The 19796-nt window shown below is 62.8% G+C and carries 19 protein-coding genes; 7 read left to right on the plus strand and 12 right to left on the minus strand.

All coding sequences use genetic code 11. The annotated features are described in order from the left end of the window. Nucleotides 1-659 precede the first annotated feature (659 nt). Nucleotides 660-1997, plus strand: coding sequence for an amidohydrolase family protein (locus tag LN996_RS20225; protein ID WP_231342485.1), 1338 nt, complete (start codon nt 660-662; stop codon nt 1995-1997). Here LN996_RS20225 and LN996_RS20230 read toward each other — a convergent pair. From LN996_RS20230 to LN996_RS20250, 5 genes are read right to left on the minus strand one after another with little or no spacing between them, the layout of a single operon-like run. Continuing rightward, entirely contained in the window at nt 1994-2704 is a 711-nt protein-coding gene (locus LN996_RS20230; protein WP_231342490.1) for a YesL family protein, read from the minus strand. The genes LN996_RS20225 and LN996_RS20230 overlap by 4 nt on opposite strands. Before the next feature lie 8 nt (nt 2705-2712). After that, entirely contained in the window at nt 2713-4362 is a 1650-nt protein-coding gene (locus LN996_RS20235) for an extracellular solute-binding protein (protein ID WP_308102746.1), read from the minus strand. 5 nt (nt 4363-4367) lie between these two features. Continuing rightward, nucleotides 4368-5237, minus strand: a complete 870-nt coding sequence (locus LN996_RS20240; RefSeq protein ID WP_159703507.1) for a carbohydrate ABC transporter permease — start codon at nt 5235-5237, stop codon at nt 4368-4370. Nucleotides 5238-5293: 56 nt separating this feature from the next. Further along, nucleotides 5294-6274, minus strand: coding sequence for a sugar ABC transporter permease (locus tag LN996_RS20245; protein ID WP_231342501.1), 981 nt, complete (start codon nt 6272-6274; stop codon nt 5294-5296). Further along, on the minus strand, nt 6274-8349 hold the full coding sequence (locus tag LN996_RS20250) for a beta-galactosidase (protein ID WP_231342503.1): 2076 nt from the start codon (nt 8347-8349) through the stop codon (nt 6274-6276). Before LN996_RS20250 ends, LN996_RS20245 begins: the two co-directional genes overlap by 1 nt. Nucleotides 8350-8667: 318 nt before the next feature. Here LN996_RS20250 and LN996_RS20255 point away from each other — a divergent pair, with 318 nt between their 5' ends. After that, a complete protein-coding gene (locus LN996_RS20255) occupies nt 8668-9420 on the plus strand; it encodes a metalloregulator ArsR/SmtB family transcription factor (protein ID WP_231342506.1) in 753 nt (250 codons plus the stop codon). Between the two features lie 85 nt (nt 9421-9505). Here the strand turns inward: LN996_RS20255 and LN996_RS20260 are convergent, their stop codons facing one another. Together LN996_RS20260 and LN996_RS20265 are read right to left on the minus strand one after the other, a co-directional pair. After that, nucleotides 9506-10519 carry a nucleoside hydrolase gene (locus tag LN996_RS20260; RefSeq protein ID WP_231342509.1) on the minus strand — a complete coding sequence of 338 codons (1014 nt, stop codon included), beginning with the start codon at nt 10517-10519 and terminating at the stop codon, nt 9506-9508. Between the two features lie 95 nt (nt 10520-10614). Then, nucleotides 10615-12066: an MFS transporter gene (locus tag LN996_RS20265; RefSeq protein ID WP_231342512.1), complete on the minus strand. Its 1452-nt coding sequence runs from the start codon at nt 12064-12066 to the stop codon at nt 10615-10617. Between the two features lie 134 nt (nt 12067-12200). On the opposite strand from LN996_RS20265, the gene LN996_RS20270 reads away from it, so the two are divergent. After that, nucleotides 12201-12974: a GntR family transcriptional regulator gene (locus tag LN996_RS20270; protein WP_231342514.1), complete on the plus strand. Its 774-nt coding sequence runs from the start codon at nt 12201-12203 to the stop codon at nt 12972-12974. 35 nt (nt 12975-13009) lie between these two features. Further along, a complete protein-coding gene (locus LN996_RS20275) occupies nt 13010-13909 on the plus strand; it encodes a ribokinase (RefSeq protein WP_231342517.1) in 900 nt (299 codons plus the stop codon). Here the strand turns inward: LN996_RS20275 and LN996_RS20280 are convergent. Continuing rightward, nucleotides 13855-14916: an SDR family oxidoreductase gene (locus LN996_RS20280; RefSeq protein ID WP_231342519.1), complete on the minus strand. Its 1062-nt coding sequence runs from the start codon at nt 14914-14916 to the stop codon at nt 13855-13857. The two genes, LN996_RS20275 and LN996_RS20280, sit on opposite strands and share 55 nt — an antisense overlap. After that, on the minus strand, nt 14913-15515 hold the full coding sequence (locus LN996_RS20285; protein ID WP_231342523.1) for a TetR/AcrR family transcriptional regulator: 603 nt from the start codon (nt 15513-15515) through the stop codon (nt 14913-14915). Before LN996_RS20285 ends, LN996_RS20280 begins: the two co-directional genes overlap by 4 nt. Nucleotides 15516-15596: 81 nt before the next feature. Here LN996_RS20285 and LN996_RS20290 point away from each other — a divergent pair, with 81 nt between their 5' ends. Both LN996_RS20290 and LN996_RS20295 read left to right on the plus strand, forming a co-directional pair. Then, nucleotides 15597-15866, plus strand: coding sequence for a type II toxin-antitoxin system Phd/YefM family antitoxin (locus LN996_RS20290; protein WP_231342524.1), 270 nt, complete (start codon nt 15597-15599; stop codon nt 15864-15866). After that, on the plus strand, nt 15863-16264 hold the full coding sequence (locus LN996_RS20295) for a type II toxin-antitoxin system VapC family toxin (RefSeq protein ID WP_231342530.1): 402 nt from the start codon (nt 15863-15865) through the stop codon (nt 16262-16264). The genes LN996_RS20290 and LN996_RS20295 overlap by 4 nt, the downstream gene beginning before the upstream one ends. On the opposite strand, the gene LN996_RS20300 is transcribed toward LN996_RS20295, so the two are convergent. The 3 genes from LN996_RS20300 to LN996_RS20310 form a co-directional block, all read right to left on the minus strand. Then, complete coding sequence (locus LN996_RS20300; protein ID WP_231342537.1) at nt 16261-16545, minus strand: acylphosphatase; 285 nt, start codon at nt 16543-16545, stop codon at nt 16261-16263. The genes LN996_RS20295 and LN996_RS20300 overlap by 4 nt on opposite strands. 95 nt (nt 16546-16640) lie before the next feature. After that, on the minus strand, nt 16641-17474 hold the full coding sequence (locus LN996_RS20305; protein WP_231342540.1) for a glycosidase: 834 nt from the start codon (nt 17472-17474) through the stop codon (nt 16641-16643). Nucleotides 17475-17619: 145 nt separating this feature from the next. Then, on the minus strand, nt 17620-18651 hold the full coding sequence (locus tag LN996_RS20310; RefSeq protein ID WP_231342543.1) for an adenosine deaminase: 1032 nt from the start codon (nt 18649-18651) through the stop codon (nt 17620-17622). 83 nt (nt 18652-18734) lie between these two features. Here LN996_RS20310 and LN996_RS20315 point away from each other — a divergent pair, with 83 nt between their 5' ends. Continuing rightward, the gene (locus LN996_RS20315; RefSeq protein ID WP_231342546.1) at nt 18735-19649 is read left to right on the plus strand and encodes an MSMEG_6728 family protein; all 915 of its coding nucleotides are present in this window, start codon (nt 18735-18737) and stop codon (nt 19647-19649) included. The last annotated feature ends 147 nt before the right edge of the window (nt 19650-19796 follow it).

Consider the following 19796-nt stretch of genomic DNA (forward strand, 5'->3'; position numbering starts at 1 on the left):
CCACCCCACATCGACCCCCAACAAACACCCCGACGCAACCACCACCACACACCCCACAGAACATAAGGGTGTTGCGGAGGATGCTCCGCGGGCGTGGGTGAGAGTGAACTTTGGGGGCGGATTAACTTTGGGGTCGGATTATTGGGAGGGCCAGGCGACACTTTGTTCGCTTCCGGGCTGCCTTCCCCGTGCCGGCGCATGCCCGCACGGGGCACGCACATGTTCCTGCGCCCTGCGCCATGCTTGCGACTTGCAAACAGCGGCGCGTGCCCGCCCCGAACACGTACCTGCGACCTGCGACCTGCAGACAGCGCCGAGTCCTGCGGCGTAACTCGCCAACTGCCGATGCGGCCACGGGGAACTTTTCAGCTCCACGTACCCGCAGCGGCCGGGAGTTCAGGCACAGCAGCTTGACGATGGAGCCGCCCACGAACAGAGTCAGCCCAGAGGCTTGTGGGGATCAGGACGAAACCGCGATGAAGAGGATCCCAACGTCCCCAACAATCCGACCCACGTTTTGGCATACCAAGCATTCAATAGCAGCGCAAAGTTCATTGCTATTGCTTGCGTCACGCTACGAAGGTGAGGCATTCTGGAATACCAAATGCTAAACCGCGGCCAAGTAGCGGCCCAGCAGCTCGTTCCCCAGGAGTCCAACAATGTGCCTTCACGATCACACCTCAGCACCCAAACCCCAAGGTGAGTTGCCCCGCCGAGGCATCCTCGCGGGAGCTGCAGCTCTGGCTGGCATCTCCGTGGCCGGCATCGCTGCGCAGCTGGCATCGGCGCCTGCTGCCCTTGCGGACAACGCCCCCTCGGGCCCGAACTATCCCGGCCGTCCACTGACCACGAAGGCGCTCATCATCGAGGGTGGAACAGTCGTGGACCCGAAGACCGGCGGTGCTGTGACAGACGGGGTGGTAGTGCTCGACGGCGGCAAGGTCACCGCCGTCGGCACCCGGGACGAAACACGTAGAGCTGTTGCCGCCGTCGCCAACCGTGCCCGTCGACTCAATGCCTCGGGCAAATGGGTCCTTCCAGGGCTCGTCGATGCCCACGTCCACGCCAACGCACTGGCCGATGCCCGCGCCCTCCTGCAAGGCGGAGCCACCAGCGTACGCAGCGGTTCGAGCACTTTCTACCAGGACATTGCCCTCGCCGCCCTGCCGTCGTGGGCTCCTGGCCTCTCCCCCCGGATGACTCCGGCGGGGCTGTTTATCTCACCGGATCAGGGAGATTCCCTCCTGGCTGATCCGGATTTGGCACCCTTGGCGACGCTCAGTGGTGGCGTCAAGGAGCCGCAGGACCTCGCGTACCTGACCCGCATCAACCTCAAGCGCGGAGCCGAAGTCATCAAGACCCGTGCCAACCCGCGGGCTGGCCTTCCCGAACAGGATCCCCGCGAGTTGGTCTACAACGTGGACCAGATCGGTGCGATCGTCAAGGCAGCTAAGGGCGCCGGTGTCCTCTGCCATGCCTATAGCGCCGAAGGAATCGATGGAGCAGTCCGCGCGGGAGTGCGCAGCATCGAGCACGGCGTCTTCATGACGGAAAAGACCATCCAGGAGATGGCTCGGCGCGGCACGTTCTTCACACCCACCATGGACGCCATCACCAGCATGGCCCGCTCCTCCAACCCGATCCTGGCCGCACGCGGAACGGAGTACACCCCGATTCTTCAGGCCGCAGTGCGCGCAGCCAAGGACGCTGGAGTCACGATTGTGGCCGGCACCGACTCCTTCGGAACGGATGTGACGCCGATCGGCACGGAAGCGCGCTTGCTCACCGAAGCCGGGCTGACGCCGTTGGAGGCGCTGCAGGCAGCCACCACCAATGCGGCGCGTTTGCTGGGACGCGGCGAAAACGTTGGTCGCTTGGTCCGCGGCTCCATGGCGGACGTCGTGGTGGTGGATTCGGATCCCCTGACCGATGGCTCGGCCTTGGAAAAGGTCAGCACGGTGATCGCCCAAGGTGCTGTGGTGCGGACGAACCTCTAGCCCACCGGGGAGGATCCGTGTGCGGAAACTTCTGCGGCCACGGTGAACCTCTTCTCCACAAACGCCAGCAGTGGCCGGGAGTTCAGGCACAGCAGATAGACGATCAGGCCGCAGAAGAACAGGATCAACCACACAGTGGTGGACATCAGCACGAATCCCGCGACAAAGAGGATCCCCGCATTCCCGAGTGCTACCCGCTTCCGCGCACCAATGCTGTAAATGGACAGCCGGTAGATGTCCAGCGTGCGGAAACTGAACCGGGCCAGCAGCAGCATCGCGTGAACGGCAGCCGTGCCCACCAGGACCCCGAGCCCCACCAGCCCGATCCGGGCAGCAACCGTTTCAGGATTGCTGCCCGGCAGGCTGGTGAGATTCGCGCCGATGACTGCAAGGAGGGCGGCATAGGGCAGCCACACCACCACTGCCTGGACGAAGTTGCTCCGGTACGACTTCATGAAGTCGTTGAATACACCGCTGTCCTCGCCTGCCAAAAGCCGATTGAAGGCGTAGCAGGAAGCCACAACGGAGGGTCCAACCAACACGAAACCCAGCAACGCAGCAGGACCAACCACCCCCAGCAGCAGCGGCATGAGCACCACCAAGAGGTTGGCCAGCACCAGCAACGCGCCACCCACCATGACGCCGTACACGGTGCTGGCCGCCTTGAACAACGGCCCGGATCCGTACTGTGCCTCTTTCGCGGCCATCAGAAGAACTACTTCTTGTCCGCGTATGCCTTGTAGGCCTTGTTCGCCAGCTCAACGTATTTAGTCCGGCCCTTGCTGTCGAGCTCCTTGACGTAGGCATCGAACTCGCTGATGCTCCGCTGTCCGGTAATGAACTTCAGGGCATTTTGCTTGACGTGGTCCTTAAGCGGGGTCAGGGCCAGGGTGGCCTGCTCACGGTCGACGTCGCTGAACGGCACCGGCGGTGCAACTGCACGCGGTTTCTTGGACTTCATGGCCTTCTGGAAAGCCAGTTCCTCGTCGTTGAAGGTGGAGTGCAGAAGCTCCGTGGCGCCTCCGTAGGCGAAGTTGCCACCGGAGAAGCCGTAGTCCACCCTCAGGTCCTTGCTGCCTGCCGGGTTGAGTCCTTGGAAGTTGATGTCAGCTGCGAGCTGACGCTTACCGCCGGATTTGGTGAAGGTGGTGCCTTCCACGCCCCACTTGCTGAATTCCTGCCCGGCGTCGCTATAGAACAACCAGTCGATGTATTGGATGAGCGCCACGAAGCTGTCCTTGTCCTTCACGGACGAGTTCAGCATGAGCCCGTTTTCAAGACGGGTACCACCGATGATGTCGCCGGCCGGGCCTCCCGGAACGGTGATCTTGCCGATCTCAAAGTTGCCCTTGCCCAACGACTGCTCCATCGAGGTGCGGTACGTGATGACGTTCTGCGAGTTCGCGCTGATCACAAAGGACTTGCCCGACACGAACTTCTGGATCGCGGAGTCGTCGGTCTGGGTGAAGCTCTCGGGGTCCATCAGCCCTTCTGAGACCAGGGAGTTGAAGTAGGTGACCAGTTCCTTGAATTTGTCCGAGCCTGCCGCGAAGCCGAATTCCTTCTTGTCTTCATCGAACAGCAGTCCGTCCACCAGCCCCCAACCTGCCACGGTTCCGAAGGAAGGTGCGCCGATATTGAGGACACTGTCGCCCTTGAAGCGGTCAGAGAAAGGCACGACGTCGGGATAGGCCTTCTTGAGCGACCGCAGCACTTCGCGGAATTCGTCCCAGGTGGTCGGCTCCGAAAGGCCCTCTTTCTTCAGCACATCCTTGCGGAAGCACAGTGAGTAGTCCGGCCACAGTTCCTCGTGCAGGCCGGGCAGGACGTAGTACTTACCGTCTTCCTGGGTCAGGGCTTCAATCTCAGGTTCGAGCTTCCACTTCTTCACTTTTTCCTGGAAGTGCGGCATCAGGTCCACGTAGTCGCTGACCGGCAGGATTGCACCGGCGGAGACAAACGCGGACTCCTGGCCCGGATAGGTCTTCGCAATGATTTCCGGTGCGCTGCCGGAGCTGATCAGCAGGCTGCGCTTCTGTTCGTAGTCACTGTTGGGCACGATGGTGGGTTCCAACGTGACATTGTTGTCGCTGGCCATCTTGGTGAGCAGCAGCCAGTCCTTCTTGTACGGGTAGGTTGGCTGATCGGAGAAGAGGAAGGTGAAGGTCAACGGCACCGTCGCCTTGAACGTGTCACCGACGCCGAAGCTGTCCATAGCGCCATTGCGCGACTTGGACGTGTCCACCTTTTCGGTGGTTTCCGCGTCGCAACTGGTCATCATCAATCCGATGGTGACAACGGATGCGAGTCCAAGGAAATCCCTCCGGCGGAACTCAGGTGTGTGGATCATTGGATGTCCTTTCATAAGGCTTATTCCTTGACGGAGCCGAGCATCACGCCCGAGAAGAAGTACTTCTGGACGAAGGGGTAGACACAAAGGATGGGGATGACGGTCAGGACGATGGTGACCGACTGGATGTTGGCGGCGATCTGGCCGACGTTTTCCGCTGTGCCGCCGGCCGAGCCCGCTGTGGTGACTCCGGCGATCATGTTGCGCAAGTAGATGGTGACCGGAAAGAGATCCGGATTGTCGAGGTAGAGGAAGGCCTGGAACCAGGAGTTCCAGTTGGCCACGGCGTAGAACAACACCATGGTGGCCATGATGGCTTTGCTGAGCGGCAGCACCACCCGGAAGAGGATGCCGTACTGCGTGAGCCCATCAATCGATGCCGCTTCCTCCAGTTCGCGGGGCATGTTCTCGAAGAACGACTTCATGATGAGCAGGTTGAACACGCTGATGGCGTTCGGCAGCACCACGGCCCAGATGGAGTCCCGCATTCCCATGGAACTGATGAGCACGTAGTTGGGGATGAGCCCACCGTTGAAGAACATGGTGAACACCGCGAGGCCGATGAAGACGCTCCGGCCTTTCAGGTCCTTCTTGGCGATGGCGTACGCGAAGGCCGTGGTGAGCACCATGGAAATCGCCGTGGCCACCACCGTGTAGAGGACTGTGTTGCCGTAGTTGTTCCAGAACGTGGAGTCGGCCAGGATCAACTTGTAGGTCTCGGTGTTGAACCCCATCGGGAACAGGTTGACCTGCCCGGCGTTGATGAACCCTTCGCTGGAGAACGACTGCGCAATGATGTTCAGGAACGGGTACACCGTCAGGAACACCACCAGTAACAGGAACACCAGGTTGAAAGCCCGGAAGATCCGCATGCCGCGGGAGACTTTCATGTCCTTCACCAGGACACCTTGGGCTGCAACGCCCCGAATTGCAGTAGCTGTCTTGTTCACCACAGGCTCGTTCCTGCGACGCGCTTGGAGATCGCGTTCGCTGAGAGGATCAGCGTGAGGCCAATGACGGATTCGAACATTCCGATGGCAGCCGCATAGCTGAAGTTGCTGGATTCCAGGCCTACCCGGTACAGGTAGGTGGAGATGACGTCTGAGGTTGCGTAGTTGAGCGGGTTGTAGATGAGGAGGATCTTCTCGAATCCAACCGCCATGAACGTGCCGATGTTCAGGATGAGCAGCGTGATGATGGTGGGCCTGATGGCAGGAAGCGTTACGTGCCAGGTCTGCTGCCAGCGGTTGGCGCCATCAATGCGGGCCGCCTCATAGAGGGACTCGTCCACCCTCGTCAGCGCGGCAAGGTAGAGGATCGCTCCCCAGCCCATGGTCTGCCACACCTCGGAACTGATGTACATGGGCCTGAACCAGCCGGGGTCCTGGGTGAAATTCACCGTGGTGCCGAACAGGGATTCCGCAATCTGGTTCACGGTGCCGTTCATGGAGAAGTTCTGCAGGATCATGCCGGCGATGATCACCACGGACATGAAGTGCGGCAGGTAGGCCACCGTCTGCACGAATTTCTTGAACTTCTGCGACCTCAACTCGTTGAGCAGAAGCGCGAAGATGATGGGCATCGGGAAGCAGAACACCAAGGTCAGAACACCCAGGATGATGGTGTTCTGGAATGCCTGCCAGAAGCTGGGATCGTTGATGAAGAGGGTGACGTATTTGAGGCCAACCCACTTCTCACCGAAGATGCTGCCTCCGGGCTGGAACTGGCGGAAGGCAATCACGTTGCCCGCCATCGGCAAGTACCTGAAGATCAAGAGGTACAGCAGCGGCAGCGCCAGCAGCGTGTACAAACGCCAATCGCGTTTGATGGCCAGCTTCCAGCTTCCGGGCTTGTCGCGACGCTTCTTTGCCGAGCCTGGTTCGGGGCCCGCGACCGCTTTGGGCGGAACGTCCAGTCGTAATGCCATCAGTCCGCCGCCCGTTCTGCTGCTTCGTCGAGAATCAGGACGCCGTTCGCCGGGATCTCAACCGACCCCTTAACCGGGCGTCCGCTGATCCGGTCCGTGCCGCCGTCGAGCACGTCCACGCTGGACGGCGCGTCGTTGTGGTTGAGCACCATGAGGAAACTTTTGGCGGTGCCGTCAGCCCTGCTGCCAGCACGACGGCGGACCTGGACTCCCGTAGGTGCCTTGAGTTCCGGCTCCACGCCCGCAGCGCGGAGTTCGTCGTCGAGGAACTGGTTGAGGAGCCCGGCATCGACCCGTGCCGACAGGTACAGTGCAGTTCCGCGGCCAAAGGTGTTGAGGGTGACCGCGGGCGACCCCGCCAAACGGCCCGACGAGTAGCTGGCCAGGACTTCGGCCGTCCCGGCGTGCAGGTGCTCAGTCCAGTAGCTCGCGGAGGAGGTACCGCCGTCGGGCGTTGAGAGCTTTACTTGTTCACCATCCCCGGCGAGCGGATGCATTTCCTCGCTCCACGCGCCCAGAACGTTCCGCAGGGCCCCTGGGTAGCCGCCGAGTCGGATGGTGTTGTCCTGGTCCACGACACCGGACAGGTATGAGACCACCAGCCGTCCGCCGCCGGCCACGTAGTTCTCGAACCGGGAGGCGGCGGCGTCCGTCAGCAGATACGACGCCGGCATGATCACCAGGTTGTACCCGGACAGGTCGCTGTTGGCGTTGACGAAATCTACGGTGATGTTGGCGTCAAAAAGCGGTCGGTAGAAACGCAGGACTTCCTGGGCGTAGTTCAGGTCGGAACGCGGCGAGTTGCCCAGTTCCAGAGCCCACCAGCAGTCCCAATCGAAGACGATCGCGGCCTTGGCTGTGGACCTGGTCCCGGTCAGATCACCCAATGACGTGAGTTCCTGTCCCAGCTGGCACACTTCACGGAAGATCCGCGTGTTCGGGCCAGCATGGTTCACCATGGCCGAGTGATACCGCTCCGTTCCGCCCTTGGCTTGGCGCCACTGGAAGAAGAGGATGGAATCCGCGCCCTGCGCAATGGCCTGATAGGAGCCCAGGCGCATCTTGCCTGGCAGCTTGGAGACGTTGACGGACCATTGGCTGACAGCTCCCGTGGCCTGCTCCATGACCATCCACGGTTGGCCGTGACGCAATGAGCGCATGAGATCGAAGTTCAACGCGGCGGCAATGTGGGCATCTTCCTCGCGCGGATCCGGGTAGATATCCAGGGCTGCAGCATCTTCCTCGGCCGCCCAGGCCCAATAGTCGTTGGTCTTGTAGAACCGCATGAAGTTGGTGAGGATCGGCAAGTCCGGGCTGTGCCGGCGGATGACATCCCGCTCGGCCGTGAAGTGCTCCAGCATGCTGTCCGAGGTGAAGCGGTGGAAGTCCAGGCGGCGTGAGGGGTTGGACCAGGTGCGGGGCTGGGCGGGGACACGTACCTGCTTCCAGTCAGAGTAGAGCTGGCCCCACACGGCGGTGCTCCAGGCCTCGTTCAGTTCCTCCAGCGATGCGTACTTCCGCTGCAGCCATGCCCGGAAGGCTTTCTCCGCCCATGGACCGTAGGAAGCTGGACCGTATTCGTTGCCGATATGCCACATGCGCAGTGCGGGATGGCTGGCGTAGCGCTCCCCCATCTTTTCCGCGAGTGCCAGCGACTTGGCCCGGTATACGGGATGGGAGACGTCGAAGTGCTGCCTCGATCCGAAGCCGAAGATGCTGCCATCGGCGCGCTCCGGCATGATGTCGGGGTGCTGCTCCACGAGCCAGGCCGGTGGTACGGCGTCCGGTGTTGCCAGGTCGACGCCGATGCCGTGTTCATGCATCAGGTCCATGACCTCGTCCAGCCAGGCAAAGTCGAAAACTCCGTCGCTGGTTTCCAGCCGGCTCCATGAGAAGACCGCCAGGGTCACCAGGTTCACTCCGGCTTGCTGCATGAGCTTGGCGTCCTCGAGCCACACTTCGCGTGGCCACTGCTCCGGGTTGTAATCCCCGCCGTAGGCAATGCCGCCTAGTCGTTGATGCAATCGTTGCAGCCGCGCCTCGGCAGTCCGCAAGTCGTCAGGGTGGATGGTCATCATTGTCCTTCACTCGGCCTTCGTCGCCCTGAACCAAAGTGCGACGCACATCACAGTGAGAAACTATCGTAAAGTTTACGCAATAACAACAGATGGGTATCGGAAACCCGGAAGTGACATCAACGGCTCAAATTCAAGGATTTCAGCCTGATGCGGGGACTTTCGGAGTGAGATTCTGCCGTAGTTACGGGCGAAAGGGAGTCATGGTGCTATCAAGTTTCCGATGTTCCGTGGAAACTATCGGAGCCTAAAGACCCTGCGAAACCTTGCAGCAGAAAACCGTTGACACGTGACCAAATAGTCACCTATTCTGATGCCATGGACGCCGTGTTCAAGGCCTTGGCAGACCCAACCCGCAGAGAACTGCTCGATGAGCTGTTCCGCGAGGATGGCCAACCCGCCACAGCCCTCGGAGCCCGGTTCGAGATGACCCGTTTCGGCATCGCCAAGCACCTCAAGCTGCTGGAGGATGCGGGATTAGTGGTCACCCGCCGTCGGGGACGCGAAAAGCTGCACTTCCTGAACCCGGTACCCATCCGCCTCATCCACGATCGTTGGGTGAGTAAATACGCAGAACCATGGGCCGCTGCCCTCAGCGACCTCAAATCCAGATTGGAAAGTCCCATGGAAAAGATCTTCGAGATTTACATCAAGACCACTCCGGAACTGCTCTGGGAAGCCATCACGGACAGCGAAATCCGCAGCAAGTACCAGTTCGGGAACACCTTGACGTCGGATTGGACGCCGGGCAGCCGGTTCGAGATGCACAACGTGAAAGCAGACGCACCGCTCGGCGAGGGCGAGAACATCGAAGTCGATCCCCCGCGCCGCCTCGTCCAAACCATGCGCGCACTCTGGGGCGAGGATGTGAAGGCCGAGGGAACCTCGCGGATCACCTGGGAAATCGAGCCCGTCGGCGATTCATGCCATCTCACAGTCACGCACGATCAGCTCCGCGAAGGCGCAAACGACCAGCTCTACGGCGGTTGGCCGATGATCCTCTCCGGCCTCAAGACCTGGCTCGAAACCGGGCAGAAGCTCACCACACCCGGCTCGCTCATGTACGCGTAGCCGGCCAAGGACAGCACCGCTTAAAGGCGAACGACGACGGCGGGCCGCTGCCGCCGTCGTCGTCAATCCTTCAGTTTCCCGCCAGTTAGGCGACGGGCACAGTCTCCTGCTCCTCGGAAAGCCAGGCTGCCTGCAGGGTACCCAGCAGGTGAGGCGCGAAGTCCTCACCGATTTCCAGGACCACGCGGCAGCGGGCACCGCGCTGATCCGGCAGTCCGACGTAGAGTCCGCGAAGATCGCAGACCGTCTGGCCGCGGCCCGGTCCGTCGGTGGTGTCCACCTGGACCCGGACCGTGGGTGCCACGGCGAGCTCCACTCCCCTGACAGCAATGGCGGCAGCGAGGGGATCGTGCATCGCCGAGCATGCCCGGCCGAAAATATCCACGTAGAAGCCGAAGTAGTAACCCAGCATCTCACCAAGCGCCTGCGAGACCGGGTGCTCCGAGGCGAGCAGTTCCTGGCGGTGGTTCTCCTCCAGGACGTTGGTCATGGTGACATCCAGGGGTACCAGGGTCACGTTCCAGTCAGCCGCCAGGACCTCGGCGGCGGCTTCGGGATCATTGGCGATGTTGGCTTCGGCCACCGGGGTGATATTCCCCGGCGCCAGCGCCGCTCCGCCCATGATGGTGACCTCGGCAATGAGCTCAGGCAGCTTGGGTTCCAGGCGCAGGGCTTCGGCGATGTTGGTCAGCGGACCGATGGCCACCAGACGCAGTTCCCCCGCGTACTGGTGGGCCAACTGGACAAGGAGTTCCGCAGCAGAAGCTTGGACCGGTTCGCGGTCCGAAGAAACCAGGTCCACGCCGCCGATGCCGTTGTCCCCGTGGACATGCGGTGCACCGCCGTGGAAAGTACCTACCTGCGGATCGTGCGCACCGATCGCCACGGGGATGTCCGGGTGGCCGGCCAGGTTCAGCAGGTCCAAGGTGTTCCGGGCTCCGCCGGCCGCACTGACGTTGCCGCTCACTGTGCCGATGCCCACGAGGTCCGCCAACGGCGAGGCCAGGAGGTAGGCCAGGGCGAGGGCGTCATCGATGCCGGTATCGCAGTCAAGGAAGAAGGGGGCGGCGGTGCCCGTTGTCATGGGGCGCTGTGTCATGGTCTCTCGTTTCAGGTGGAGCGGACGGCTTGTTCTGTGGAGTGGTGCGAAGCTGCGGTGAGTGGCACGCGGGAGCCGCGTGCCGGCGTCGTGCGCTAGATCTTTTCGCCCTTGGGAGCGGCGATGAACAGGCTGACAACGAAGGCGAGGGCCGTGATGGACACCGAAATCCAGAGGGCCGTGGAGTACCCGGCTGCGGTGCCCAGACCCGCGAACGGGGCGACGACTACGACGCCGAGGCTCGCCCCGATACCGAAGGAGGCACCGTTGATGCCAGGCAAAGCGGCGGGCGCTTCCTTGGGCGACAGCAGGACGGAGAGGCCGTTGATGGCGGTCAGGAAGAAGCCGTTGTAGAAGATGCCCAGCGCTGCGATGGCGATGAGGACAGAGATCTGGTTGTGGGCGAACAGGGCAGCGACGATGGCGCAGGCCAGGCTGGTGGCGGTGCCGACGCGGACCGTCTTGATCCAGCCGCGTCGGTCGGCGATCCAACCGGCCAGCGGAGCAGCGAACACACCGATGAGCGCGGCAGGAGTCAGGAACAGCAGTGCGGCCACCGAGGCGGTCAGTCCGAAGCCGTTTTCCTTGTCCTGGCTCAGCAGCACCACGGTGAAGTTGATGATGGCGAAGATGCCCGCGAGCGTCAGCACGGTGGTGGCGATAACGGGCCAGACCTGGCGTGAACGGAGGTGGTGGACTGCCACCAGCGGGGTTTCGCGCTTCTTTTCGATGAGCCAGAAAGCGGTGAAGGACGCGATACTGCCGGCGAGCAAGCCTAGTGCGGCAGGCGAGGTCCAGCCGGCGGAGGAACCCGTGGAGACGAAGTAGGTGATGAAGACCAGGAATACGGACAAGGAACCTGCGCCCCACCAGTCCATCCGGCCCGGAGCGACGGCGGACTTGCCGCCGGGCACCACTTTGATGACGCAGACGACGGCGATCGCGGCCAGTACCAGCACGGCAACAAAGATCGACTGAAAGCCAAGGGTCTCGGCCATGAGCCCACCGAAGTAGCCATCAACGCCACCGACGCCGCCGTTGATGGCAGCGATGATGCCGATCGAGGTGCCGAAGAGTCGGGCGGGCAAGTACTCGTTGAGCACGATGTAGGAGAGCGCAAAGATGGCACTGGAGACACCCTGCATGAACCGGCCGGTGACCAGCAGCGGGAGTGTGGGCGCGAAGATGCAGAGCACAGTGCCGGCACCCATGATGGCCAGGACCAACAGCAGTGCATTGCGCCTGCCGATGAAGTCGCTCCAGCGCCCGATCACAGGACCGGAGATGGCGCCGGCGAGGAAGAACATCGACTGCACTTGCGCCACGGCCTCGGGTGTCTCGCCGAAGAAGGAGCCGATGTGCGGGAGTGCCGGGGTGATCATGCTGGCGTTGAGCTGGAAGGCCAGCACGGCAAGCACCAGCGTGGTGATGAGCAGCGCGGCGGCCTTGCCTTGGAAGCGGCCGTGCTCCGCGGCTTTGGCAGGTTCGGTTGCGGCTGGGGCCTGCGGGTCCACAGTCTGCTGGCCTGTGGCGGTGGGGATGTTCACATCAAACTCCTTTGTCCGAGGCGCGGGGCGGCGCCATGAGATGTGAGTTGTTATACAAGCATGTATTACGAGCTTGTGCAACCTGTCACAGTCATCCGGTACAGTATCGGTAACCCATCTCAAGTGAGGCACCCTTGACCGACAATGCCGTCCAGTTCCTGTCCCGACCCATCGCCACCCAACCAGGGCAGCCCCTGCGCGTCGCGGCCTACTCCCGCATCGCCGAAGCCATCCGGACCAAGATCCTGCCGCCCGGTTCGCTGCTCCCCACGGAAACCGAGCTGGGCACCATGATGGACGTCAGCCGAACCGTGATCCGGGAAGCGCTGATGTTGCTGGAAGAGGACGGCCTGACCCGGGCACGACGCGGCGTTGGGCGGTTCGTGGCCGATTCACTCCCCCGCATCGGCATTGAACACATCCGCCCGTTCGATCAGCTTCTTGGTGGCCCCGACCAGGACATCCAGGTCAAACGCGTAGCCGCCATCAAGCAACCGGCGTCTGAATTCGTGGCGCCTGGTATCGGCGTCCAACCGGACGAAGACGTGTGGTTCTGGGAAAGCGTGCTCATCCGGAACGGCGAGCCCGTGGCGCACCTGCAGGAAAATGTCTCGCAGGGAATCCCCGAAGCTGAGGCCCTCGCGGAAGCGGCAGAGGCTCCCACACTTTCGGCCTCCACGCTGCTGGAGGTCCTCGCCGGACTTCCCGGTGCCTCCCTTGGCCCCGGCGAATGCCAGATCAGCCTTAGTACCGCCGGTCCCAGCCGCGCCAAGCTGCTGGGACTCCGCCCCTCGGACCCCGTACTGGTCCTCACCCAATACGTACGCCGGAACGGCAACGAGTTCTACCTCGCCAAATGCCTCGTGGCAGCCAAGGCCGGGCACCTCTCCGTCATCCAGTCCTCCTGATTCTTTCCCTGTCTTACTCCCGAAAAGGACCTTCCATGAGCACGTCCCCCCAGCCTGCTGCGCCCTCTTCCCTTACCGTGGTGGGCAGCATCAACCTCGACATCACGGCCACCGCGGGCCGGCTCCCATCGCCGGGTGAAACGGTCGGCGGCGGCGTCCTCCGCCAGCAGCCCGGCGGCAAGGGCGCCAACCAGGCGGTAGCGGCGGCCCGGCTCGCGGGCACGTCCCGCATGGTGGGGGCAGTCGGCCAAGACGACGCCGGACTCAGCCTCATCACGGCAATGGCAGGTGCCGGCGTCGACGTTCAGGACATTGCCCGGGTGGATGCGGCCACGGGAACAGCACTGGTGCTGGTGGACAGCGACGGCGAAAACCAGATTGTCGTCTGCCCCGGCGCCAACGGCTCCGTGGCCTTGGACGGTGTCACTTTCGGCGCCGAAGAGGCTGTCCTCTGCCAACTCGAAGTCGACCAGGACGTTGTCCTGGAAGCCGCTCGGCTGGCCAAAGGATTCTTCGCCCTGAACGCCGCCCCTGCAGCGCCGATCCTCCCTGAGCTCCTGGAGCGGTGCGACCTGGTGATCGTGAACGAGACTGAGTATGAGCTGATCCCGGCCCTTCGCAACGCGCCTTTGGTTGCCGTCACGTACGGTGGCGACGGCTCGGCGATCTTCGTCGACGGCGAACGGGTCGCCGAGGCCCCGGCCGTACGTGTCACGGACATTGCCAACACCATCGGAGCCGGGGATGCTTTCTGCGCTGCCTTGGTCCTGGCCGTCCAGTTCGGCCTGGACTATGCGCATGCTTTGGCCGTGGCCAACGCCGTGGGCGCGGACGCTGTTCGGGATGCCTCATCGCAGCCGGCTTTGAAGCCGCTGGAGCACTACATCGAGGCTACGCGGCCCTCTCTTGCTGCAGGTACGGCCGCCACCAAATAGTCGGCCCAGCGCTTCAAGGCAGTCTCGACAGGCGGGTGGCGCAACCCGCCCGCCTCCGCCAAGGCGACCGCGTCCGCCGTCGGATATCCATCGTCGGACAGGAACGACAACGTCTCCGGGTCTGCCCCAGTCAGCTTGGCGGGCAGCTTCTTCAGCAAGGCGCTGGGGATCTTCAGCCGTGGGACCCGAACGTTGAGGTGCTCCCCCAGCATCCCCAGCAGCTCCGGCAACGGGGGTGTGGCGTCGTCGAGCACCCAGTAGGAGGCATTTTCCGCTTCGGGCGTGGTGGGGACCAGCGCCATGAACGAAGCCAGATAGTCGGCCGTGACCACCGGGACGAACGTGCGCTCATTGCCCGGCAGCACGGGCAGCTTTCCACGGAAGAGCTCCAGCACGCTGGCGGCGAGGCCCACCACCTGCCCGGACTCGCCATTGACGGAATCCCCGATCACGGTGGCCGGGTTGACCATGGTGAACCGGACGCCCAAGGAACGCGCGGTTGCCTGCACTACGGCGTCCGATTCCACTTTGGACCCCTCGTAAGCGCCCAGGCGCTTGTAGTCCTTGGCGCGGCGGGAGTCATCCCATGGCACCTCGGCCGGGTCCTGGCCGCCCACCCGGTAACCGGACAGATGCACCAACCTGGTCAGCGCCGGCAGCTTCGCGGCAAAGCGAACCACACGCTCGGCGCTGGTCACGTTCGCGGCATAGGCCGCCTCGGCAGTCATGCCAAAGGCGAAGGCGCCGGCGACGTTGTGGACTTCAGTCACGGACCCGAAATCGTCCGACGTCGGATCGAGGCCCAAGTCGCCCGCACTGAAGTCCACGAGTACCTGCGTTGCGGTTCCGTTGGCGTCGTGCCCTGCCAGCCACCCAGCCAGCCGGTGGAAGGAATCTCCCGTGCGGACCGCAGCTGTGACTGTCACGCCTTGCTGCAAGAGTTCGCGGACCAGCCATTTTCCGATGTGGCCCGTGGCGCCGAATACCAGAGCGTGCCGGGAGCTCATGCGCTGGCCTCGCTGTGAACTGCTGTCATCAGCATTTTGAGCGTCCCGGCAGCAGCGTCCAGGGGCTGGGTGGACTTGTGGGCGCGGGACAGAATGAGGGAGCCCTCCACCAGGCAGATCATCGATGTCGCCACAGGCTGCGCCTGCTCTTTCCCGAGCCCGAACGTCGCCAGATAGCTGGCCACTGCGCTGACCCAGGCGTCATAGACCTGGCCGCATGCCTCCCTGAGCGGCTCATTCCCAGACGCTGTGTCCAAGGCAACGGACGAGACCGGACAACCGGCTTGATAGTCGCTTGCTTCCAGAATGCCCTTGAGTTCGGCGACCAGGGTGTCGACCACGGCGTTGGGCGAGGAAGCCGTGGTGGTCGCCCTGCCGATCAGCTCAGCGAATTGATCGCCCGCCAGAGCCACAGCGGCGATCCCGAGTTCGGTTTTTCCTTCCGGGAAATGAAAGTACAAGGAGCCTTTTGGGGCCCCGGATCGCGCCAGCACTGTGTTGAGCCCCGTTCCGTGATAGCCGTGAAGCTGGATGAGGGCGAGCATGGAGTCGACCAAGCGCTGCCGGGTTGCGAGTCCTTTGGGGTATGAGGAAGCCATGCCTAAATAATAGACCAGTCTATATATTTTAAGCCAGCCCTCCGGCTATTGAGCACAGTGCTACGATTGCTACGGAGGGTGATGATGACAACTATTCCGCACCGGGAACTGCGCAACCAGAGCAGTAAGATTCTGGAACGCGTCAGGAATGGCGAAGTTATCGACGTCACCAACAATGGCGAGGTGGCAGCCACCCTCATTCCCCCGTCGGCTTCACCCTTTGAGCGGCTGCTCCAAGCCGGTAGTGTCCGACCAGCCAGTCCTTCACCTGTGGACTTCCGCACCCTGCCCCGCGTCAGCAGCGACATGACTACAACCGGGATCCTGTCTGATCTGCGCGGGGATCGGTGATCGTCTACGCGGACACATCCGCGATTCTGAAGCTTGTTGTGGAAGAGCACGAATCCGAAGCCCTGGCCGCCCATCTCCAAGGAGTCCGGGTCGCGGGAGGCCACTTGGTGACGTCGATGCTCCTCTATACCGAGCTTCACTGCGCAGCACGCCGCCGCAGCCTGCCCTTTGATTCAGTCAACGATGTTCTTGCCGGCCTCAACCTTGTAGATGTCACCCGCACGGATTTGATGTTTGCCTCGGCGCTGCCCGGGCAACTTCGGAGTGCGGACGCAATTCATCTGGCGACCGCCATCAGATTGCAAGTGGACTCCATGGTGGCGTATGACCAGGAACTGCTCCTGGCTGCCAAGGAATCCGGACTCATGACTGCGTCACCGGGCCCCGGCGGCTCCTAATCCACGATCCGGAAGGTATCGAACTCCCCTGTGGCCTCGGAAACCCTGAAGTCAACGTCGGCCACGCGGCCCGGGGCCAGCGACGACTGGAGCCATGTCACGAGGTGTTCAACATCGGAGACAGTTCCCTCGGCCACCAGCTCCACAGAGCCGTCGTGGTTGTTTCGGACCGTCCCTTTCACGCCGAGCTCGTCCGCTTTCCGGGCAGTCCAATAGCGGAAACCCACACCTTGGACAACGCCGGTGACGCGGGCCGTGAGGCGAACGGTTTCGTCAGTCATGGACCCACCTTAACGAAACCAGCCCTTGTTCGTCCCACTCGCCGTTCAACGGTGAGCAAAGCGAACAAGGGCAGGTTTCGAACCGGCGAAAAGACTTAGCCGATCACAATGTCCCGCGTCACGTGGCTGTACGTGATGGTGACCGGGCCGCCGTCGTGGTTCAACTCGTGGTTGGCACCATCGCGGGCACCGAACGCACCGTAGTTCTCGTCCCACGACCGGTTCAGCGCGATCTTGTAGGTGTAGAAGCCGGCGGGCAGTTCAGCCGTCAGCGTCCACACCTGGACCAAGGGATTGAATTCCATCTGGGCTTCGTCGTACTGCGGAGCCCAGTCCTCGGGTGCTCCAAGGATCTTGTTGAAGTCACCGGCAATCGCGACAGCCCCGGGCTGCGGCACGGTCTCGACGGCGGCAGCCGCCTTCGTCTGGTCCGGCGCCTTGCGGGTGGTGGCCTTCTTTGCTGCCGGCGCGACCTTCACCGCCGCGGCCTTGGGTTCAGCTGCCTTCTTCGAAACCGCACGCTTCGGTGCCGCCGCCTTTTTAGCCTGGGGCTTCGCAGGCGGGGCCGTCGGAACCGGAACGTCGGCAGGTACCGGAGTTCCGGCGTCGAGCGCTGATCCGAAAGCGGAGACGTCCGGGAAGGCGACCGTCGCACGCAGGCCGTCGTCCGGAATGGTCCAGCCCGAGCGGCCCTTGACCAGCCAGCCGGCCTTGACCAGCTTGGCCGACGCCGAAGTGAGGGTCTTGTGGCCGCGGGGAATGCCGCCACTGAGGAGTTCAGCCTCGTGGTCATTGAAAGGTACGCGGACGATCGCTTCGGCCAGGACTTCGCCGGCGTTGAGGGTTGTCTCGGACCACACGCCTTCAGCGAGGATGTCCAGTACGGCCTTCAGACGAAGGTTGGTGTTCTCGGCGGTGTTCGCGCCCATGCTTCTCCTTCAACGGTGGATACTCCATTGCAGTTTGCCAATGAATTGTTAATTCCCACGACTGCAAATGGTAAACACCGTGTGTCGTGACCGAGTGTGACATCCCGGGTGCCGCAAGTGATTTACCGGTCTCGGCTGTCGGCAGCTAGGCGTGCGGCACCGAGGCTTTGACCCACTCCGTCACCTCGTCCAACAGCACCGACTTCCGGGCGTCACTGGCAAAGGAGGACCGGATGGAGTTGGCCGCCAACGTGGCCTGCTCCGGAACCGAGAACTCCAAAACCTTGGCCAACTGCTCAAAGTTGTCATCCACGTAGCCACCGAAGTAGGCGGGATCATCCGAGTTCACGCTGACGTTCAAACCGATGGCCAGCATCTCCGGCAACGGGTGGTCAGCCAGCTTGTCCACCGCGCGCAGCCGCACGTTGGAGAGAGGACAGACTGTGAGGGGCACCTGTTCGGCGACGAGCCGCTGCACGACATCCGTGTCTTCCATGCAGCGGATGCCGTGGTCGATCCGCTCGACGTGAAGCACGTCCAACGCCTCAGTGATGTACGACGCCGGACCCTCTTCGCCCGCGTGGGCGATCCTCCGCAAGCCCGCCTCGCCGGCACGCTGGTACAGTCGCTCAAATTTCGACGGCGGATTGCCCACCTCTGCGGAGTCCAGCCCGATGCCCGCGATCGGTGCGTGCATGGCCAGGAGCTGGTCCAACACTTCGAGGGCGGATTCCTCGGACATGTCACGCAGGAAAGCGGCGATGAGGAGGGTCGAAACACCAAAGTCCTCTTCAGAGGTCGCCAGCGCGTTGGCTACACCATTGACGCAGGTCTCCAGCGCCACACCCCGGGATACGTGGGCTTGGGGGTCCATCATGATTTCCGCGTGGCGCACTCCCCCAGCGGCGGCCCGCTTCAGGTAGGCGCGGGTCATGTCGGTGAAATCCTGCTCGGTCTGCAGGACGGCCATGTTGGCGTAATAGAGGTCCAGGAAGGATTGCAGGTCCGTGAACTCGTACTTTTCCCGGAGTTCTTCGATGTCTTCGTACGGCAGTTCAATGCCGTTTCGTTCGGCCAGGGCAAAGATCAGCTCTGGCTGGAGAGTCCCTTCGATGTGCAGGTGCAGTTCGGCAACCGGGGGCGCCGTGGTGACAGTTTTCTCGTCAAAAGTTTCCACCCTGCAACTCTAGGCCCCATCAATGGCACGTGTCCCGGAGCACTCAACTTGGTTCTCACGCCCGGCACCCTCAAACTGAAAGGATGCAGACTTTCCTCCCTTTCGCCGATTTCCGTGAGAGTGCCGCGGCGCTCGACACTTCAAGGCTCGGCAAACAGCGCGTCGAAGCACTCCAGGTCCTCCGCGCGTTGGTGATCCCGGAGTACGGTTGGCAGCAGCACCCCGCCGTCCGCATGTGGATGGGCCACGTCCCGGCGCTGACCCTCTATGGCCTCGCGATGGCCGACGAGTGGATGGAACGCGGCCACCCGGACAACACGCGGGACAACATCGCGGAGTTCGCGCCTCAGGCGGCACACCCTGACTACGCGTCCCGGATCATCATGCCGCCATGGCTCGGACACGAGGACCTGCACCTCAGCCACCGCTCCAAGCTGCTCGGCAAGGACCCCAAGTTCTACGCCGATGTTTTCCCCGGCGCCGAGGAAAAGCTCGAGTACATCTGGCCGGAACCCAAGCACGAGTTCCACCCCGAAGATCCGGAGGAGGACGCCCTGTTGATCCTCCGCGCCAACGTGGAGGACCTCCGCCCGGAGCAGCTCACCACGGTCAGCATGCCCCCGCACGGCAAGTCCAAGGCCATCCCGGCCGCAGACCCTGATGAGTACCAGTTTGTGTACGCAGAGGAGAAATCCCGCCGGCACGTCGGCGCCCCCAAGAAGCGTCCCGTCGCGCAGCGCGAGAAGAAGCCGACTCGGAAACGCCAGGCACAGGAGCAGGCCTTCAACACCCTGCCCGGCAAGACTGAGCTCGCTGTCCCGTTCGACGGCGGGCAAACCTTCGCTGTCGGGCTCATCCAAGGCCGACCCATCACGGTCGATGGCCGGTTCGCCCGCAACTTCGAGGTCACCAACGTGATCAAGCGCTCCGATTTCGACTACCCCGCACTGCTGCAGGACCCCCGGGTGTTCTTCCCGGTCCCGGCGCCCGCGGAGTAGCGGAACGTTCGAACAACGCACGACGGCGGCAGCCGGGGTGTGTTTGAACGGAACCAGGCTGCCCCCGGGGGGTTTTTTTGTGGGTGGAGGGGGGGGGCCCCCGCGTATGGGGGGGGGCCAGGGATTACCGGACGGGATAGTATCAGT

The organism is Arthrobacter sp. AK01, from assembly GCF_021109375.1.
Classification (GTDB): Bacteria; Actinomycetota; Actinomycetes; order Actinomycetales; family Micrococcaceae; genus Arthrobacter.